A 19,240-nucleotide genomic window follows, 5' to 3' on the forward strand; every position below is an offset into this window, starting at 1 on the left:
AGAACGCAGGGACGGTTCTGGTGTTTCATCCCTTATTTGCAGTCTACATCTCCGTAAAAATGTGGAAATAAATAGGGAAACAAGAGAACCGTCCGTTTGTTTCCTGGTAATGGGTGCTGTCCTTTAACAAGGATAAGCACCCATTTTTTATTTACAGTTTATCTTTTGATAAGATCTAGAACAGGATAGAACAGAGGGAAGGTTCTAGTATTCTATCTCTTTTTTTAAGACATACATCTTCATTAATATGTGGAAAAAATAGGGAAACAGGAGAACCGTCCCCCTGTCTCACCCCTTGTTTCCTCCTGTTTCACCCACAATTTACTGATTCTTTACATAAATCCATGTTTGGGGTTTACAAAGATCGTTTAGAATAGGGTCTTGTGTGGCGTCTCAGAAGCGCTACCTCAACAATATTAAATGTAAAGGAAGTTGTGGAGATGAGTAGCAGGAAAAGAAAAAGGGGAGTTTTAAGTACATTTTTAAGTGCATCTATAGCATTGTCTGTGTTACCGCCAGTGCAAGGTGTACAAGCATCAGAGGTAGAGAATCCTGTTTTTATTAATGAAATTGAATCCAATGATACGGTTACAGATATCGATTGGATTGAGATTATGAATACGGGTGATCGAGAGATTGATATCAGTGGATGGTTTGTTACGGATAATAAAGGTCTAGAGCGATTGGCAGATCAAGAGGAATGGCGGATTCAGGATGGCACGACCTTAAAACCTGGTGAAATTCTTGTTGTGGAACATGATGTGGTGTTAGGTAATCTCTCATTAGGGAAAAATGATACAGTTTCTTTGTATGATCGTTATGAAAACTTACTGGACTCATATACATATTCAGGTCATGCAGTTGGTACATATTCAAGGGTGCCAGATGGTAAGGGTGAATTTGTCGATCAGGAACCGACCAGAGGCGAGTTAAATATTGTTGAAAAAGAAGAATTACCTAAACATAAATTAGTAATTAATGAGATTAACTCTTCGCCAGATGATTGGGTAGAGCTTATGAATCTAGGAACAGATGAGATGGATCTATCTGGTTATGAGATTCGTGATAATTCGGATGACCACCGTTGGAAATTTGCAGAAGGAACAAAACTACAACCAGGTGAATTGTTTGTGGTAGATGCAAATACACTCGGTCAGATCTATGATGATCAAACAGATACGTTTGTTGCTGGTGAATTCGAGGCAGCAATTGGAATTGGTTCAGGAGATTCCATTCGTTTATATGACAATGAAGGAAATTTACTCGATGATTATTCTTGGTCAGAACATGCGAGCTACGAAGGTGATGCAGCGTTAGCATCTTTCGGACGATACCCAGATGGGACAGGTTCGTTTGTGTTAATGAAAGAAACAAAGGGTTCTAAAAACGATTGGTATCACCCTCAGATTGTCATCAATGAGGTCGAGTCTAACGATGATGAAACAGATTGGGTTGAAATTTATAATGTAGGATCAACAGCTGTCGATATTTCTGGTTGGTATTTATATGATAATGATCCAGTAGGACATGCTTTAGATATCACCCCAGTGGCTGATGGAACTATTCTTCAACCAGGGGAATTTTATGTGTTTGATGGGAATAAAGACTTTACATTTGGTTTAGGGAAAGCTGATCAAGTGACGATTTTTAATAAAGATGGTGTAGCCATTGCCGAATATTCGTGGGAATTTCATGCGAACGGTGTGTATGCACGTATTCCAGATGGAACAGGTGAATTGATCGAGTTCCCATCTTCGACGAAGGGAAAAGCAAATATTGTAACAAATCCTGTGATTGTGAATGAAGTACAGTCAAAAGATCCGAACGGAGGTTCAGATTGGGTTGAGCTTGCGAATCCAACAGGGGAAGAAATAGATATTTCTGGAATTGTTATGAAAGATAGTGATGATACACATCAATATGTGTTCCCTGAAGGTAGCAAAATTCCAGCTCATGGATTTTTAGTCCTAACAGAAGAAATCTTTGGGTTTGGTCTAGGAAAAAACGATTCTGTTCGTCTATTTGAAAATGAACGTTTAATTAGTAGTGCAACATGGCCAGAACATACAAATCCGACTTGGGGATTGTATCCAGATGTGAAGGGAAATGAATATCGAAATACGAAGCAAGAAACCCCAGGTGCACCGAATAAATTTGAAGGTATCCCTGACATCCTAGCATGGCCTGGTAAGGATGAAGTGGTCATTTTTGACGAAGAACCTACATTTTTAGAAGATTCTTCGGGCCTGGATTTCTTTAATGACCAATTATATGCCGTGGATAATGGAACAGGTAGGTTTTGGATTTTAGACGTTTCAAAAGATGGAGAGTTAACGTTCGCGAAAGGTTTTGAAAATGGAAAACGTGTTCGCTTCCAACATGATGCTGATAATCCAAGAGCAGCGGGACCAGACGCAGAAGGAATCACGGTAGATGGTGAAGGTTTTGTTTATATTGCATCTGAACGTGATAACAGTGTAAAGGGTGTAAACCATAATACAATTTTAGTAGTGGATCCCCGTAAAGAGGGCGAGGATCTAGTTGCGTTACAAGAGTGGGATTTAACCACGTCGTTACCACAGGTTTCTGCCAATATGGGAATTGAAGCTGTAGAATGGGTCTCAAACGAAGATATGAATGGTAAGCTTTTTGACCAAAATACGAATGCCTTGTTTGATGCAAGTCGTTATCCAAATGCGATTTCAAATGGTGTGTTCTTTGTGGCATTAGAAGATAATGGACATGTATATGCTTATGTGTTATATGAAGATGGAAGTGCAGTACAAATAGCAGATCTTGACTCAAAGCTTGGTGGGGCGATGGCTCTAGATTTTGACACATATGAAAAGGCATTGTGGGTAGTGGCGGATAATGGATTTGACAATCGTGCAGCAAAACTATCATTTACAGGAGAAAAACAACCAGAAATCGTTCATGTCCTACCAGCAAGTGGCGTAGACACGAGTGCCAATAATGAAGGATTTGCGATTGCAGAGGCAAGCTTTACAAAAGACGGCCAAAGACCAGTCTATCGCTTCAAAGATGGAGAAAAATTTGGCTCATTATCAATCGGCTCGATTTACTCCGACTATCAAGAAAAGGATGACTCTGACAATCCAGGCAATGATGGTAACGATATCGAGAAGCCAGAACCAACGAAACCAGACAACAACCAAGATAAAAATAATCAAGATACAAAAGATGACGCAACAAACAATGACAATGAAAAAGTAAATAATAATGATCAAAACGAAGAAGAGAAGAATAACAGAGCAGATAATAAACTACCAAAAACAGCTACATCAATCTATAACTTGATAGTTGCGGGATTACTCATGATCGGAACAAGCGTTGGCCTATTTATCTTTGCAAGAAGAAAAAAAGAAGCGTAGAACGCAGGGACGGTTCGAGACCACTGAAAAAGTCATAAAATTTTTAGTTAAATCAGCTTTTTATAAAAAGTTGAAAGTCATTCGGTTTTCCAAACATGAAAAACCCCCTAAATGGTATAATGGATGTTGACTAGACACCAAACCATAGGGGGTTTTTCATATGCTTCGACTAGTGCCAAAGCAATATAGCTTTCATTCTGTATTATACGATAAAATTCCGGAAAATCATATCCTTAAAAGGATAGTTAGTATAATAGATTTTAGTTTTATTAATGAAATACTTAAGGAATATTATTGCGAAACTTTTGGAAGACCGGCAAAAGAACCTGAGTTAATGTGTAAACTCCTTTTCCTTCAGGAAATGTATAACCTCTCTGACGAGAGGTTGATTGATGAAGCTAGCTATAATCTAGCTTATTTGTATTTTCTTGGTCTTGACCCCGAAGATACACTTCCCGATAAAAGTCTACTATCAAAGTTTAGAACAAAACGGTTTCCAGATGATAAACCTTTGGATAAGATTTTGACACACATTGTTGAACAATGTGTGGACAAAGGGCTTATTAAAGGAAACAGTGTCAGTATTGACGCAACACACATTGAAGCAAATACTATTAAGAAAACACCTGAAAGACTGATGAAACATTTAGCACGAAAAGTCCTTAAAGCACTAGAAGAAGAAACTGGCCAGGTTCCTGTTGACTTGCCTGCAGAACCAGAATATATGGAAATTGAGGATCATAAAGAAGCGAAGTCTGTTATGAAAGAGTACGTTGATAGGGTGATTGAATGTGTAGAAAAGCAGGTAACTCCTACAGAATCAAATACCAATGAAATGATCAAAAAGACAAAAGAGATTATTAACGATCCAAAATTTATGCAGCAAAAAGGTGTTCGCTCCGTTATAGATGAAGATGCTCGGGTTGGACGCAAAAGTAAGTCCCAAGATTTTTTTGGCTATAAAACCGAATTTGTTATGACAACAGACGAACGAATTATCACTTCTGTTCGTACAGCCAGCGGATCTTATATGGATGGCAATTTTACAAATGAAATGTTGAATGACACTTTATCTTCTGGTATTAAGGTAAAAGAAGTTTACGCAGATAAAGCATATTTTAGAAAATCAATTTTGGATGAAATTAAAGTCTTTGAAGCAAAGGCTTATATTCCTGTGAGTTCCGTTGTATATAGAATAGATGAAAGTGAATTTACATATAACAAAGACTCTGATGAGTGGCAGTGTAGCCAAGGAAATACAACCATTCAGAAGAAACATTTTAACACTAAAAATAAAGACGGTGATAGAACAGGGTATAAATATTATTTCGATATTAAGCAATGTAAGACCTGTCCTTTACATGACCAATGCGCAAAAAAATCAGCAAGAAGAATCCTTGTCGTCGGAAAAAACACCACTGAGTTTTATGAAATATCACAATTTCAGAAGTCAGAGGAGTTTAAAGAAAAATATAAGAAGAGGGCTTCTATCGAAGGTAAGAATGCGGAGCTCAAACGTTTTCACGGCCTCTCCCGAGCCAGGGGGTATGGTCTATTAAGTGTGTCTAAACAATCTAAATTGGCTGCCATAGCAGTTAACTTGAAGCGGATAGCAGCTATTGCATCCGCTTCATCAGTTAAATAAAGGGGGAATGGAACACCGACCCCCCTCATAATAATAAGTTTCAATAAAAATAATCCCATTTTTGGTAGTCAATTTTAAAATTTCGAAGAAATGGGAGTGGGAGTGAAAAAAACCTCTACTTTTTCACTGGTCTCGGACGGTTCTAGTGTTTCATCCCTTATTTGCAGTCTACATCTTCATATTATGGAAGAAAATAGGGAAACGAAAGAACCGTCCCCTTGTTTCATTGTTTCAAAACTCTCTATGTTATAATTGATGTACCTAAAGTAAGTCCATTTACGTGCAATTTAACAAAAGGAGAGTTAAGCGTTGAAATTAAAGAGGTTTACACTTGTCATTCCAATCATGGCGTTGGTTTTAGTTTTAGCCATTTGGATGCTGAATAAGGATTATTCAGAAATAGAATCAGGAACACGATTTATGATAGCGGCAGGAGCTGCCTTATTTTCGGGACTCATTTCATTTTTTCTTTTTCCAGAAAACGAAGAAAAGAAACCTTCTAAGAAGTAGGCACTACAATTACATACTGTTATAGGAATAGGTAAAATAGTTGAAAGGAGTTGTCGACATGACAGCTCCTTTTTGCGTGGGTGAGAGCATTATATTTCTAGTTCCTGCATAATTCACTAAAAAGCAGTTACCCTTTAAATAAGGAGTGAGCGTTTATTCATATTTAAAGAATCCATATATGAGTAAAAGGTGGAGTCCAAAGGCTTAAAATTGCTGCATTATTTATGGAATTAAAACAAATTATATCCTGGAAAAAAATAGGGGAACAGAAGAACCGTCCCCTTGTTTCCCTTTTGGACAGACTAAACGTTGCACGACTTGATCCTTCTGATGCGATGGAAAATTTCCAGCATCATATCGACCATTTAAAGACAAAGGGCTTTCGACCAGTGGAACGTATGACAAAATGATAGGTGATCCAGATCATGAATTGGAATGTAAAAGAAATCCTTACGTTTTTATTCCCAGAGTGGCAAGTGGTTCAGAGTATTAAAAGGCATGGATGGATCAATAAGGAAGGGGTAATTCCTAAAACACGGACTCGTTCGGATGGGCAAGTCAGGCAAAATCAAGGTAGACCATCTCCTTCAACACCTGCTATGTCAGAAGGGATCCCAGCTGTTCGCAATCAATCAACAAATCATCATCAGGCGACTCGAAAAGATACACAGCCAACCTTACAGAGTGAACAACTAGATACAATTTTTCAATCGATTCGTCATGATATCGGTAGAAAAATGATTGGCCAAACCTGTTATTTGGATGAACTATGCCTTTCGTTTAAGCGGCCATTTGTGACGGGGATGCCAAAAAACAAACCGAAAAATTCACTCGTTCTATTTGGTCATCCTGGGTCTGGCAGAAAGCAAAGTATAGCGTTTATCGCTGAGTTACTCAAGCAACATAAAGTACTCAAGCAGGAAACGGTTTCCGTGATGGATCTCTCGTCCTATACGACAGACTCTGAATTTCAATTATTCTTAACGGACTTATACAAATGTTTATATGCCAAATCAGATATCGTCTTATTTGAAAACATCGATAAAGCACCATCAAAAGTGCTCGATGCAATCGCGCAACTCACCATAGATGGCAAGTATACACTACCAGCACGTTATATCATGGATAAAAATAAGTTGATCGAGGCGACAGGAGCCTTACTACAACAATCGATTAGTGAAATCTATGCGAATGAAAAATATTTTGTTTTTCTGTATGAGAAGTCTGAGCAAAGCTTATCAGATGTTACGGGTTAAAAATTTATCGAGTCGATAGGCGATCTCATTCATCTGGATCCATATACAAATGAAGAAATCAAGCAATTGGCAAAAAGAGCTCTTACTCAACTACGTGAAAAGGTGAGAAGCCAACTAATGGGATTATGCAGCAGAGGATGGAGACTATGTTCAAGTTTTGGTAGATGGGACACCCATTTCGGAGGCATTTATGATTCAGCATAAACCAAAGGAATTCATGGTACCCTCTACTGGATCGGTCCAAATCAAGGGAATTCGTGATGGCGGTGGTGGCATTACATATGCAGTTCGGTATGACATTAATGGAACAAGTTATTTTAACACCGCACCAGAGGGCGAGTTTAATACGTATGAATTGATAAGATGAGGATATGTCAAAGTGTTGGTGGCAGAGTCCATCAATTTGTTTTGCAAATAAATATTTCGATTTTAAAACAGTGCTACGATTTTCTAGCACTGTTTTTCGTTATTAACGTAATATCTTCAAATTTAAATAACAAGTTCATGGTCATCACACGGATTTTATAAATAAATCATCTAGTAGCGCTGTAGAAATAGGCTGTTAAATTGGTAAAATTATACACAAGATTCATATTGTGTGGGAAGATAAAGGAAACAACAACTATTTTTTGGACAGAATCGAGCTTGTTTTCAAGATCTGTCCAGTATTGAGAGCGGAAAATGGGGGGGACGTAGTGAATGAGAGGACTTCGTCTACCTTTTTGTGGAATAGTATTGTGCTAGCGTTAAAAGATGCAAACTACGTGTTTCTAGCTTTTACAAATTAGAAATTAATTTTCTGCATTTCTGTATACTTTTTTAGACGTTCCCCGTCTTATTGGTGGAAGGTGGTTACGATGACTGATCCGGATCTAAAAGAATTAAATGCTGAACTGAATTTTGTATATCGATATTTACGAAAATTGGGGATTAAACATGAGGATTCTCAGGATGCAGTGCAAGAAACGGCATATCGTTTTTTGCTGTACTATGATTCTATAAAAACATCAAAAATTAGGAGCTGGCTAGTTCGAGTTGCGTTAAATTTTTATTTTGACCAATATCGAAAGAATAAACGGATTCAATTTGATCTTCTGGACGACAAGATTACGTTGCTGTCAGAAGATTTGCCAGAAGATATTTTACTTTCAAAAGAAAATTGGTCGGATATTGAACGCGTGTTAAATGAGCTAAAGCCACAATACAAGGAATTAATAGTCTTTAAATATGTCTGGAACTTAAAATATGAAGAGATCTCTTCCATACTTGATATGAAGATAGGTACGGTAAAAACATCGTTATATCGAGCGCGCATCCAATTTGGAAAAATATACAGGAGGTTTTATGATGAGTGATAATAAATCAAACGATCATAGCGAGGAACTAGATTTTGTTACAAAACCAACCTTCCAACAATCCGTTAGAAAGGCAAAAAGAAGACAAACAATCAAATTTTTTATCATTGGTTCATTAAGTACGTTATTAATCTTGTATGCCCTTTATCTAGGTGCTTCGTATGCTCTTCAAAAAAGAATTATAAATGACAATGATGAACAAATTTTGAGTGAGATTAAAGGTGCGAATGTGTATAGAAGTGGAGATAAAAGTTTTACGTATGGTTTTCTGAATGCTACCTCTCAAGTATGGATCGAAAAAACAATCGGGGATCGGACGATTATTTGGAATACAATTAAAGAGCAAATTCCTGCCCTTGGATCGAAAAAGGTGATAGATAATCCTCGTTCTGTCGAATCGAGTGGCTTCAGTGATAAATTGAACAGATTTGTACACTACAATAGTTTTAATGGTGAAAGAGAAGTAGAATTTTACTACCCTCACGTAAAATACGACTACTTACCTAATGAATTAGAGATTGCCACAAATTTGGATGAAAACACCCTAGCAGAAGTTGCCCTCTCATTTGATAAACCATATACACTGAAGGAATTAGAAGAGTTGATGGGCTCAGAAGATGTGAACTGGCTTTGGGTAAATACAGAGGCTCAAGTTGAAAAGCAAGAGATGGACTGGTCTGATGCGAATGATACACAAAAAGAGCTAATCGAAACGACGGATCTTCGTAATAATATTTATGGCAATCGAACGCTGTCAGGAGCTTCAGCGAATGGGTTTCAAGTAAAGGATGAAGGATTTATTCAGCATGCGCAATACTTTTTATATGCGATTGAAGATTTAAGCAAAGAAGGAAAGTATCAATCAGAAGCACAAGAGATTGCGAATGGAATAAAGAAAAACTCCTTCCCAACAGTCGATGACATCCGAATTATAGGTGCAGTTGTGACGGGAACACCAGAAGAGTTGGAGCGGTTTACAGACCTAGGCATTATGAGAGCGTCAACGATTGGAGCAACAACTTCATTATATTAAGCTGTCTCACTCATATCCGAGATGATAACGATTATAAGGTAGGTGTGTTGAAATCAATAAATTGATTAAAACAGGGAAAATACTGGCAGTTATGGGTGTCGGGGTCACTGTACTTGGTATTGTTCTGATGATAAACGATACAGGTGGAACGATTACGAGTCTTGCTTTTCCTTTTATATTTTTAGGGATGTTGATACTCATGGTGTCAATCTTGTTTATAGGAGACCTGAATAACAAAACATTTCATATAAACAACTTTATCTTTTTGTTTATGTTATTTGCGTTTAACACAATCGCCTTATTTGGCGCTGGAATGAGTGAAGGTGGAATAGAGCCTTATTCGTGGTTTGCTACTGGGATGTCCTATGTATTTTGGGGTATATTTTATTTTCTCCAGTTTGCACGTCTCAACAAGATATGGCGAATGTCTTGGTTTTTCATCATGGTCCTCTTTTTATTCGTTTGGGAAACAGGTCTTGGAACGTTAATTGGTCTAATGTTTTTTAGCTAAACCAGCTAATAGTTTGTCAATATTTTTCAATAAAAAGTTTAAATTAGCCATGGTATACTAAAAATGTGCATGCCAAATAACCCTCCATTAATACCTTTTTGGAAGGTTTTGGTTTAGTTAGATAGATATAGTTTTTAAGCTATATCTTGGAAGGATGTTTTGTTTTTTAATAAGGCATAAATCCAATGTAAGAGCTTATTTACGCAAGCGATGACAGCTACTTTAAATGGTTTTCCTTCTTCTCGTTTTTTATCATAAAATTCTCGCATTCTTTTGTTTCGAGGGATGATCTCATCAGTCGTTTTCTTTTTACGACAATCTCGAATTGCACAACGAACTGCCATGAATAATGCGTGACGAAGCCTGCTAGATCCTCGTTTTGTAATCCGATTTCTAGTGGCAGAAAATTTACCAGATTCGAATACACTGGGATCAACTCCAGCGAAAGCTACTAGCTTTTTAGGATGATTAAATCGATCTATCTCTCCAATTTCTGAAATAATCGTGGCGGCGATTTTTTCTCCGATGCCAGGGATAGATTTGATAATATTATATTCTTCAATTTCTTTAGCGAGGGCATCTATCTCCGACTCTAACTTTGATAGGTGCTCTTTGTATTGAAGAATCATTTTTATATACATACCAAGGCTTAAAATATGGCTTCGATAGATTGTCTTTTCAAAGGGATTACGAGCCGCCGCAGCCTTAAGTTGACTAGCCTTTTCCTTTGCCCACCTGCTTGAGCGACTCTTACAAAAATCATTTATTTTATCTGTAATTAATTCTTCGCTAGTACCCAAAATATCCTCTGAAGAGGGGAACTCTAAAAGAGTTAAAAGTGACACCATCGAATATAAATCCCCAAAAACCCCTTTATATTCGGGAAATACTTGTTCAAGCACTGCCTGAAATTGTAGCTTGGTCTGTATCATAACGCCCGTAATATTTTCATGTTGTCTTGTGAGGTTCCGAAGGTTTAATAATTGGACTCCACGCTTTTTATACGGCTCTAACTCCTCCTTATAGAACAATTCACAAAGAAGATAAGCGTCAATGGCATCTGTTTTTACTTTTCTTAAACTGGATGCTCTTGCCTTATATGAAATCAATGGATTGATGATAATCAGTAAATACCCTCGCTCCTCCAAATATTGAACAACTGGAGTTTGATAATGCCCAGTAGCTTCTAAAATTACAGAAGGCTTCTTTCCAGACTCTCTTTTTATTTCCTCAAGAAACTCTACAAGTGAGTTAAGTCCTTCAAGAGTATGAGAAACTTTGAAACTCTTACGATATGGTTTGCCTTTATCTAAAAATGCTTGAACCTGACTTTCTCCTTTTGAAATATCCAGACCAACGACTGGATTCATACTATCTCTCCTCCTAAAATAAGTAGTTTGCCAGTAACCCCTAATCCTCCATGCAGTGTCACAGCTTCGCTTGTTATTCGAGATCAAAGTCCCAACCAGCCTCAATCATGTTTCTACAAGTAGGGGGTGAACGGTTTAGCTGACGGGGTCAAGCCCCACGGGCAGATACGTTCTACCCTGGCTACTGTTATAATAAAACCATATAAAAAATGGTCAACCAGAAATATTTAGCATTCTGGCTAACCTTATAATACGAACGGGTAGATTTAAATAGGGACCAAACGATTAATAACATTTGGGCATAAAACTTTATACGAACCCTCTATTTCTAACGGGAGTAGAGGGTTTTTTATATGGGTACCATTATGGTATCTATACAAACCCTTAGCAATTATCTTCTATCTATATAAATAACACTATATTATAGAGGGAAAATTTACTTGTGGATGTTTTTGATTGAAAGTGAATGATTTTGATTGATTTGTAATGACTGTTTCAATATAATAATGAGAGTACAATCCATTAAGGAAGTGACATGATGTTAACTCCAGAAAGACATCAGCTTATTTTAGCGTTACTTAGAGAAAATGGGGTTGTGAAACTCCAAGAACTAATTGAACGAACAAATTCGTCGGAATCAACGATTCGTCGTGATTTAGTACAACTTGAAAATGAAAACAAGTTAAAAAGGGTTCACGGTGGAGCGTCACTCATCCATGGTAGCCAATTGGAACCGAGTTATTTAGAAAAAACTGCAAAGAATATAGTAGAAAAACAATCAATAGCAAAATATGCTTCAGAGCTTATTCAAGATGGCGATTCGATTTATTTAGATGCGGGGACAACCACGCAGGAATTAATTCCGTATCTTGACCACGATGGACTTACTGTGGTGACAAATGGAGTAAACTTGATCGAACCTTTACTTGAAAAAGGGATAAAAACCTATCTCATAGGTGGTGTCTTGAAACCGAGTACAAAAGCATTAATCGGTTCTCGGGCATTATCAAGCTTGAACCTTTACCGATTTGATAAGTGCTTTTTAGGAGTGAATGGGATTGATTTGAAATATGGCTATACTACCCCTGATCCAGAAGAAGCACTAATCAAACAAACAGCGATGGGGCTAGCGAAGGAAACATATATTTTGGCTGATCACACGAAATTTAATGAGGTTTCTTTTTCAAAAATCTCTTCAATAACGGAAGCTATTTTAATTACAGATGATGGATTAACAAAGGATGAGCTTACATCCTATCAGGAACATATCAACATAAAGGTTGTGACAACATGATTTACACAGTTACATTAAATCCCTCGATTGATTATTTTATCGAGTTGGATGAATTTAAAGTCGGTGAACTGAATCGTATTAAAACCGATCGAAAAAGTCCAGGCGGAAAAGGAATCAATGTATCCACTGTTTTACAAAATGTTGGGGTAGAGAGTGTTGCTTTAGGGTTTGTTGGCGGATTTACTGGCAAATTTCTGATTGATACGCTAACCGAAAAGAATATTAAGACAGACTTTATCAAGGTTGAAGGTGACACGAGAATCAATGTAAAACTTCATTCAGATGTAGAGACAGAAATTAATGGGGCAGGGCCACAAATCACATCGACTGAACTTGAGCAGCTTCTAGATAAAATCAATCAACTGCAAAAAGGTGATGTGGTCGTGCTTGCGGGGAGTATACCGTCTTCGTTACCAGCTACACTCTATCAACAAATTGCTGAGAATTTAAAAGATAAGGAAGTTAGGGTAGTGGTGGATGCTACTAGAGATTTACTTGTCGAAGTACTTCCTTATAAACCGTTTTTAATTAAACCTAATCATCACGAATTAGGTGAGATTTTCGGTGTTGAAATAAAGGATGAAGAAGATGCGATTCCTTATGGGAAAAAGCTCATTGAAATGGGTGCACAGCATGTCATCGTTTCGATGGCGGAAAAAGGTAGTTTGTTATTTGTTAAAGACACCGTCTTTTTCGCCAACATTCCAGAAGGAAAACTCTTGAACTCAGTAGGTGCTGGGGACTCTGTTGTGGCAGGTTTTATCGCTTCCTATTCCAAAAATCAGGATGTGACGGAGGCATTCCGTTATGGAGCAACAGCTGGTAGTGCGACTGCCTATTCAGAAGGATTAGCGACCGAAGAAAAAATAAATGAATTGATTTCACAAGTACACGTGAAAGAACTATAGAAAGGAAAATAGCACATGAGAATTACAGATCTGTTAAAGAAAGATACGGTCATTATTGAACTTTCTTCTTCGTCTAAGCTTGAGGTTATTGATGAATTGGTCTCAAAACTTGATGAAGCTGGCCGTCTACAAGATAAAGAACAATTCAAGCAAGCGATTTTAACAAGGGAAGGTCAAAGCACGACAGGAATTGGTGAAGGAATCGCGATTCCGCACGCAAAGACGGTTGCGGTGAAGACACCAGCGATTGCTTTTGGACGCTCCACAAAAGGAATAGATTATGAAGCATTGGATGGACAACCAAGTCATTTATTTTTCATGATTGCAGCAAGTGAAGGTGCCAATAATGCACATTTAGAAACACTATCAAGATTATCCTCATTATTAATGGATGTTGGTTTCCGTGAAAAAATCATGCAGGTTCAAACACCAGATGAGCTAATTGATGTCATTAATGAAAAAGAAAATGAGTCTGAGGAACCTGAAGTTGCAGAAGTACCAGTTGAGAAGGAAGAAGGAAAGCAAAGAGTACTTGCTATAACGGCTTGTCCGACTGGAATTGCCCATACGTATATGGCGGCAGACTCTTTAAAAGCAAAAGCAAAAGAACTGAACATCGATTTAAAGGTTGAAACAAATGGTTCAACAGGTGTGAAAAATGCCCTTACGCAAGAGGACATTGATGAAGCTGTTGCGATTATCGTGGCTGCGGACAAGCAAGTCGATATGGCTCGCTTTAATGGTAAAAAAGTGATTCAGGTACCAGTTGCCCAAGGGATTCGCAAACCAGAGGAATTATTAACAAGAGCGGTGAACGCGGATGCTCCAATTTACCAGGCTGAACAAACGGAGAAGAAAAAAACAGATGGTGGAGAAAGAAGCGGCTTCTATAAGCATTTAATGAATGGTGTTTCCAATATGCTTCCATTCGTTGTAGGTGGCGGACTATTAATTGCCATTTCATTTATCTTTGGTATCAATGCTTCTGATCCGAATGATCCATCCTATAGTCCAATTGCAGCTGCATTGATGACGATTGGTAGTGCAAATGCATTTCAATTAATGGTTCCTGTGTTAGCAGGATTTATTGCCATGAGTATTGCGGACCGTCCTGGATTAGCACCAGGTATGATTGGTGGTCTAATGGCAACAACAGGTGGTGCAGGATTTTTAGGTGGATTAATTGCAGGTTTCCTTGCAGGATATGTCGTCTTATTCTTGAAGAAGTTCTTTTCAAAGCTGCCACAATCATTTGAAGGTCTTAAACCAGTATTGATTTATCCGTTCTTTGGAATCCTGATCACAGGCGTTATTATGTATGTCCTTGTGGGTCCATTAAAATTTGTGATGGACAGTTTAACTGGTTGGCTTGAAGGTCTAGGTACAGGGAACTTGGTTGTACTAGGATTAATCTTAGGTGGCATGATGTCAATCGATATGGGTGGCCCAATCAATAAGGCCGCATTTACATTTGGAATTGCAATGATTGATGCAGGAAATTACGCACCACATGCAGCCATCATGGCGGGTGGAATGACACCACCACTAGGACTAGCTTTAGCAACAACACTCTTTAAAAATAAGTTCACAAAACAAGAACGTGAAGCTGGAAAAACAGCGTATTTCATGGGTGCATCCTTTATTACCGAAGGTGCAATCCCATTTGCAGCTGCTGATCCAGGGCGTGTGATTCCAGCTGCTGTCATTGGTTCTGCAGTTACGGGCGCACTTACAATGTTATTTGGAATCGGCTTACCAGCACCACATGGAGGAATTTTCGTTATTCCTTTTGTGAATGGAAGCTGGGCGTTATATGTACTTGCCATCATCATCGGTACAATCGTAACGGCGCTTTTAGTTGGATTCTTGAAAAAGCCATTAAAATAAGAAAGAATTACCCCGTGCTATTTTAGTACGGGGTATTTTTTATGAAAGGGAATCGAGTTTCATCTCTATTTTTAATGATTGCATGTTCAATAAGATTTGTGGATTTATAAGAGAAATTAGTCTCCAAATCAATAAATTTAATTTACGTATTCAAGAAACGGGAACTTTTCTTAGATTAAAATCGTCATTCTTAGTATAAACTTATTCTTTTTGACCTTCATTTCAGAAAAATGCAGTGTTTCATTTATGTTCCGTTTGTAGGAGAACAAAAATTCGGGGGATTCGAATGCAGATTATTAGAAATATCTTGTTTACGTTCACATGCATAGTTTTAACAACAATTTTGTTACTTATAGTATTTTTATTTAGCGGGAAAATAGTAGGTAATATCATAGGGATTGTTGGTTTTGTAATGCTACTAACGTTAATTGTGTTTGCTGCAATTAGCTTAGGAAAAGGAAGTTTCTTTAAATTAAAGAATAGATTCAGTATATCGTTGGCTCTTATATATTTAATAGTAACTTCTTTAGTTTTATGTGTAATAAGTTTTTATAATTTTGCTCTCCATCGAAAATACGATGAGTTATCAGCAGGAGATAAATTTTATTTTATTCAAGGATTAACAGTAATTGGTGAGATTTCACATAAACGTGCAACAAACAACTTTCTTGTCCAAAACCATCAAAATATAAAGTTTATTTATCATCCAAGTACTAAACATCAAGTAGACCAACTGATTCATTCATTGGAAAAAATAAATAAATTGGAAGAGGATATATTTGGAGAAGGAATCTATGACGATAATCCTTTAGAGGTAATCTTATATTCTAAGAAACAATTTAATCTATTTTATCCTGACAACGTAGAAGGGACTTATGATTCAAACAATAAACGAATTGTAATTTATACAGAAAAAGATAATGAAGTGTCAACTATTGGATATTTTGCACATGAATATACACATTATCTTTTGGATATCTATTCTTCAAAAATAGAATTAAATTATGATGCCATACCTATTTGGTATAACGAAGGAATTAGCGAGTACATCCGTTGGCAAATGGTAGATTCTATTAAAAAACCAAATAAAATAGATACTGATTTGCCATTTACAAAACTAAGTACATTTAAAGAGTGGTCCTCAGCATTTGAAAAGACAGATGTCTATTATTTAGCAAGGAAAGCCATTCAATATATTGTTGGTGACCAAAATAATGTAAAGGTATTATCTGATATCCTTTTACATCAAAAGAATAGTGATTCATTCGAGGTTTCGTTTGAACAGATCACAGGAATAAAACTAAGTACACTTCATCAAACTATTTTTTCGTTTGATGAATATTTAAATGAAGCTTTACGAGTCGTACATGAAACTGATTTTGATACAGCCGAAAATATGTATACTGAAATTTTAAAGCGATTCCCTGACGAAAGTATCGCATGGCATCAATTTGCTCTTTTACTTGAAAAACAGAGTAGGTGGGATGAAGCAATAGAGGCAAGATACAATGTTATAAAGTTCTCCTCAGAAGATGCTCCTGGTTTTCAAAACTTATCTTATTTATTAACGGTAACGGATCCGAAAGCAGCGGTAGAAATGGCTGAAAAGTCATTAGAATTAACTAAGAAAGACCCTTATGGAAATGTGAGCTTCGTTCAAGAATGGGTAAACGAGATATCAACATATTCCGAAATGTTAAAGCAAGGAAACGATGTGGAGGCATACCGATCAATTTTTCAAAGTAAGCAGTTATCTATTCAGGCACCCATAATGGAGGAATTAAAAAAACAAGCAAAAGAAAAGTTTCCTGAAGAATTCTAAAAATAACTTATGTATCTAATTCACATTCTAATTTGTGTAATATACTTAAATGTACTCGGTTACTTAGCTTATTTTATAGTAGGTTTGATGATTCTTATTAAAAATGTCGCAACAAGGGGAATAAGATGAAAAGGACTTAGATTGTTTTTTACCTATAGAATGCGGATGGCTGGAGAAGTGATTAAAAAAAGCGACTAGATAGTAAAATTATCTATGGAGGATACATATGTCATTTGAAAAATGCCAGGGAATCCATTCATTGATGTCAGGATTTGATAGACCGTGGTTTTTTGCGGGCGGCTGGGCAATTGACCTTTTTATTGGGAAAGAAACAAGAGAACATACAGATATAGAGTTTGCTATTTTTCGAAAAGACCAACTCTATTTGAAGGATTATCTCAAAGAATGGGAGTTTAAGAAAGTCATGAACGGTAAGTTCCATGCTTGGGAAAATGAGTTTTTAGAGTTACCTATTCACGAAATACACGCTTCGAATAAGTATAGTGATGATAAAATAGAGATTCTTCTCAATGAATCAAATGAAAATAATTGGATATTTAGAAGAGATGAAAGGATATCATATCCACTCGATTCCATTTGGAGTATCACTGAAACAGGAATACCTTACCTAAATCCAGAAATTGTACTCTTATATAAGGCGAAAAACACAAGAGAAAAAGACCATCGAGACTTTCTAAATATAAAAGATAATCTTGATAATAAAAAGAAAAAATGGCTTAAAAATGCTTTGGAAATTCACGAACCACAACATAAGTGGCTTCAATACTTGAACTGAATTATGTGTAACTACGTGTGCGTGGATCTTGATTAAATTCTTTAGTGAACATACTGTGGAGAAAAGGAAAAAAGCAGATTTTGTCAACTAAGGAAGTGGTGAGAATAAAAAATACATTTTATTATACATATCCAATACTGGGCTTTTTGAGACAACGAACGACCTCAGATAATGGTCAGACTATCTTAACCGTCAAGCCAAAATTAAAGCTCAATCCAATTTTTGAATTTTACGAGGGGGCAGAATTACGTTATACAGCGATCTTGAAAAAATCAAATCTTACTAGGTTTACATTTGAAATTGCAGATGTAGATGAAAATCTTGTAGTAACTATTAATGAACCACCTATTTATAAAAAAAAGCACAATCTTTAGAGAATATACGATTCGTATGGATGATGAAAATTATTATGTCCAATTTAAAATTGCGAATAAATCTTTTGAAGTGTTTGATTCTCAGCGTAATGTTATTGTAGAAGGAAAGCTGATATCATCATTGCTAAAAAATATAGTAAACTTAAAGAAATACAAAGTTGATGTCTTTGAAAATAAAGTTTCTGACAAACTATGGATGGCAATTGTGACTGGAATTTCTATTCTTGAATAATTCGTGATGGACATTTAACACGATCGGTATCGAGAAATTAGCATAAGAAATTAGACTTACCTTTATACCATTTTGATCAATTAAAGGAGAAATTATGAAACTAAAGGGAACTATAGCGTTAGTCACGGGTGCAAGTCATGAAAAAGGAATTGGTACGGCTATTTGTCGTCAATTAGCAAACGATGGAGCAGATATCTTTTTTACACATTGGGATTCAAATGAAAAATGGGCAGCTCATTTCAAAGATGAACTAATACGAGAAAACAGAGTTAGATGTGGCAACTTAGAAATAGACTTGTCCGAGTCAAATTCCCCATATAAACTGCTTGATACGGTTACTGACCAATTGGGAATGCCAACGATATTAGTAAATAATGCCGCTCATTCCACAAGAGATGGTTTTATGAAATTGGACGCAAAAACACTTGATGATCATTACGCAGTAAATATGAGAGCAACGTTTCTATTGAGTGTAGAATTTGCTCGTCGTTTAAAGTTTCAAAATAAATCCAACGGTAGAATTATCAATATGACATCTGGACAAGCACTTGGACCGATGAGGGGTGAATTAGCTTATGTGGCAACGAAGGGGGCTGTATCTGCTTTCACACTTTCATTATCAGCGGAATTAGCTCCATTCGGTATAACTGTAAACGCAATTAATCCAGGTCCTACGGATACTGGCTGGATGACAGATGAGATAAAAAGTCATATGAAAGGTAAATTCTTGTCGGGAGAATAGGATTGCCTGAAGATGCAGCACGGTTAGTATCATTCCTTTCCAGTGATGAGGCACAATAGATTACAGGCCAAATCATTCACTCAGAAGGTGGTTATTTACGAGCTTAGTGTAGC

General features: G+C 36.8%; 15 protein-coding genes and 2 pseudogenes. 16 read left to right on the forward strand and 1 reads right to left on the reverse strand.

Annotated features, from left to right (window positions below; all coding sequences use genetic code 11):
• Nucleotides 1–440: 440 nt before the first annotated feature.
• From ACWPVE_RS18875 to ACWPVE_RS18910, 8 genes and pseudogenes are all read left to right on the forward strand, one after another.
• Nucleotides 441–3,392: a lamin tail domain-containing protein gene (locus tag ACWPVE_RS18875; protein ID WP_453996062.1), complete on the forward strand. Its 2,952-nt coding sequence runs from the start codon at nt 441–443 to the stop codon at nt 3,390–3,392.
• Between the two features lie 160 nt (nt 3,393–3,552).
• Nucleotides 3,553–5,022: pseudogene (locus ACWPVE_RS18880) on the forward strand (IS1182 family transposase); the annotation flags it as partial.
• Between the two features lie 324 nt (nt 5,023–5,346).
• The gene (locus tag ACWPVE_RS18885; RefSeq protein ID WP_453996064.1) at nt 5,347–5,547 is read left to right on the forward strand and encodes a histidine kinase; all 201 of its coding nucleotides are present in this window, start codon (nt 5,347–5,349) and stop codon (nt 5,545–5,547) included.
• 425 nt (nt 5,548–5,972) lie between these two features.
• The gene (locus ACWPVE_RS18890) at nt 5,973–6,803 is read left to right on the forward strand and encodes a hypothetical protein (protein WP_453996066.1); all 831 of its coding nucleotides are present in this window, start codon (nt 5,973–5,975) and stop codon (nt 6,801–6,803) included.
• A gap of 190 nt (nt 6,804–6,993) precedes the next feature.
• On the forward strand, nt 6,994–7,170 hold the full coding sequence (locus ACWPVE_RS18895; RefSeq protein WP_453996068.1) for a hypothetical protein: 177 nt from the start codon (nt 6,994–6,996) through the stop codon (nt 7,168–7,170).
• A gap of 490 nt (nt 7,171–7,660) precedes the next feature.
• Complete coding sequence (locus ACWPVE_RS18900) at nt 7,661–8,158, forward strand: RNA polymerase sigma factor (protein WP_453996070.1); 498 nt, start codon at nt 7,661–7,663, stop codon at nt 8,156–8,158.
• Nucleotides 8,151–9,191 (forward strand): anti sigma factor C-terminal domain-containing protein, encoded by a 1,041-nt coding sequence (locus ACWPVE_RS18905; RefSeq protein ID WP_453996072.1) that lies wholly within the window; start codon nt 8,151–8,153, stop codon nt 9,189–9,191. The genes ACWPVE_RS18900 and ACWPVE_RS18905 overlap by 8 nt, the downstream gene beginning before the upstream one ends.
• Before the next feature lie 61 nt (nt 9,192–9,252).
• Nucleotides 9,253–9,702 carry a hypothetical protein gene (locus ACWPVE_RS18910; RefSeq protein ID WP_453996074.1) on the forward strand — a complete coding sequence of 150 codons (450 nt, stop codon included), beginning with the start codon at nt 9,253–9,255 and terminating at the stop codon, nt 9,700–9,702.
• 134 nt (nt 9,703–9,836) lie between these two features.
• On the opposite strand, the gene ACWPVE_RS18915 is transcribed toward ACWPVE_RS18910, so the two are convergent.
• The gene (locus ACWPVE_RS18915) at nt 9,837–11,072 is read right to left on the reverse strand and encodes an IS110 family transposase (protein WP_453996076.1); all 1,236 of its coding nucleotides are present in this window, start codon (nt 11,070–11,072) and stop codon (nt 9,837–9,839) included.
• Between the two features lie 538 nt (nt 11,073–11,610).
• Between ACWPVE_RS18915 and ACWPVE_RS18920 the strand changes: the two genes are divergently transcribed.
• From ACWPVE_RS18920 to ACWPVE_RS18955, 8 genes and pseudogenes are all read left to right on the forward strand, one after another.
• Nucleotides 11,611–12,366: a DeoR/GlpR family DNA-binding transcription regulator gene (locus ACWPVE_RS18920; protein WP_453996078.1), complete on the forward strand. Its 756-nt coding sequence runs from the start codon at nt 11,611–11,613 to the stop codon at nt 12,364–12,366.
• Nucleotides 12,363–13,274 (forward strand): 1-phosphofructokinase, encoded by a 912-nt coding sequence (gene pfkB, locus ACWPVE_RS18925; RefSeq protein ID WP_453996081.1) that lies wholly within the window; start codon nt 12,363–12,365, stop codon nt 13,272–13,274. Before ACWPVE_RS18920 ends, pfkB begins: the two co-directional genes overlap by 4 nt.
• Before the next feature lie 15 nt (nt 13,275–13,289).
• Nucleotides 13,290–15,161, forward strand: a complete 1,872-nt coding sequence (locus tag ACWPVE_RS18930) for a PTS fructose transporter subunit IIABC (protein ID WP_453996083.1) — start codon at nt 13,290–13,292, stop codon at nt 15,159–15,161.
• Between the two features lie 286 nt (nt 15,162–15,447).
• Nucleotides 15,448–16,983 carry a tetratricopeptide repeat protein gene (locus ACWPVE_RS18935; protein ID WP_453996085.1) on the forward strand — a complete coding sequence of 512 codons (1,536 nt, stop codon included), beginning with the start codon at nt 15,448–15,450 and terminating at the stop codon, nt 16,981–16,983.
• A 226-nt stretch (nt 16,984–17,209) separates the two neighbouring features.
• Entirely contained in the window at nt 17,210–17,779 is a 570-nt protein-coding gene (locus ACWPVE_RS18940; protein ID WP_453996087.1) for a nucleotidyltransferase domain-containing protein, read from the forward strand.
• Nucleotides 17,780–17,859: 80 nt separating this feature from the next.
• Nucleotides 17,860–18,153, forward strand: a complete 294-nt coding sequence (locus ACWPVE_RS18945; protein ID WP_453996089.1) for a hypothetical protein — start codon at nt 17,860–17,862, stop codon at nt 18,151–18,153.
• Between the two features lie 16 nt (nt 18,154–18,169).
• On the forward strand, nt 18,170–18,385 hold the full coding sequence (locus ACWPVE_RS18950) for a hypothetical protein (protein WP_453996091.1): 216 nt from the start codon (nt 18,170–18,172) through the stop codon (nt 18,383–18,385).
• Between the two features lie 94 nt (nt 18,386–18,479).
• A pseudogene (locus ACWPVE_RS18955) lies at nt 18,480–19,186 on the forward strand (SDR family oxidoreductase).
• Nucleotides 19,187–19,240 lie beyond the last annotated feature (54 nt).

The organism is Bacillus nitroreducens (genome assembly GCF_964021195.1).

Excerpts from the sequence above, each read along its gene's own strand:
- ACWPVE_RS18915 (WP_453996076.1), bottom strand. The coding sequence starts at position 11,072 with ATGAATCCAGTCGTTGGTCTGGATATTTCAAAAGGAGAAAGTCAGGTT.
- ACWPVE_RS18875 (WP_453996062.1), top strand. The coding sequence starts at position 441 with ATGAGTAGCAGGAAAAGAAAAAGGGGAGTTTTAAGTACATTTTTAAGT.
- ACWPVE_RS18935 (WP_453996085.1), top strand. The coding sequence starts at position 15,448 with ATGCAGATTATTAGAAATATCTTGTTTACGTTCACATGCATAGTTTTA.
- ACWPVE_RS18900 (WP_453996070.1), top strand. The coding sequence starts at position 7,661 with ATGACTGATCCGGATCTAAAAGAATTAAATGCTGAACTGAATTTTGTA.
- ACWPVE_RS18930 (WP_453996083.1), top strand. The coding sequence starts at position 13,290 with ATGAGAATTACAGATCTGTTAAAGAAAGATACGGTCATTATTGAACTT.
- ACWPVE_RS18920 (WP_453996078.1), top strand. The coding sequence starts at position 11,611 with ATGTTAACTCCAGAAAGACATCAGCTTATTTTAGCGTTACTTAGAGAA.
- ACWPVE_RS18950 (WP_453996091.1), top strand. The coding sequence starts at position 18,170 with ATGGATGATGAAAATTATTATGTCCAATTTAAAATTGCGAATAAATCT.
- ACWPVE_RS18940 (WP_453996087.1), top strand. The coding sequence starts at position 17,210 with ATGTCATTTGAAAAATGCCAGGGAATCCATTCATTGATGTCAGGATTT.
- ACWPVE_RS18890 (WP_453996066.1), top strand. The coding sequence starts at position 5,973 with ATGAATTGGAATGTAAAAGAAATCCTTACGTTTTTATTCCCAGAGTGG.
- ACWPVE_RS18905 (WP_453996072.1), top strand. The coding sequence starts at position 8,151 with ATGAGTGATAATAAATCAAACGATCATAGCGAGGAACTAGATTTTGTT.
- pfkB (WP_453996081.1), top strand. The coding sequence starts at position 12,363 with ATGATTTACACAGTTACATTAAATCCCTCGATTGATTATTTTATCGAG.
- ACWPVE_RS18895 (WP_453996068.1), top strand. The coding sequence starts at position 6,994 with ATGATTCAGCATAAACCAAAGGAATTCATGGTACCCTCTACTGGATCG.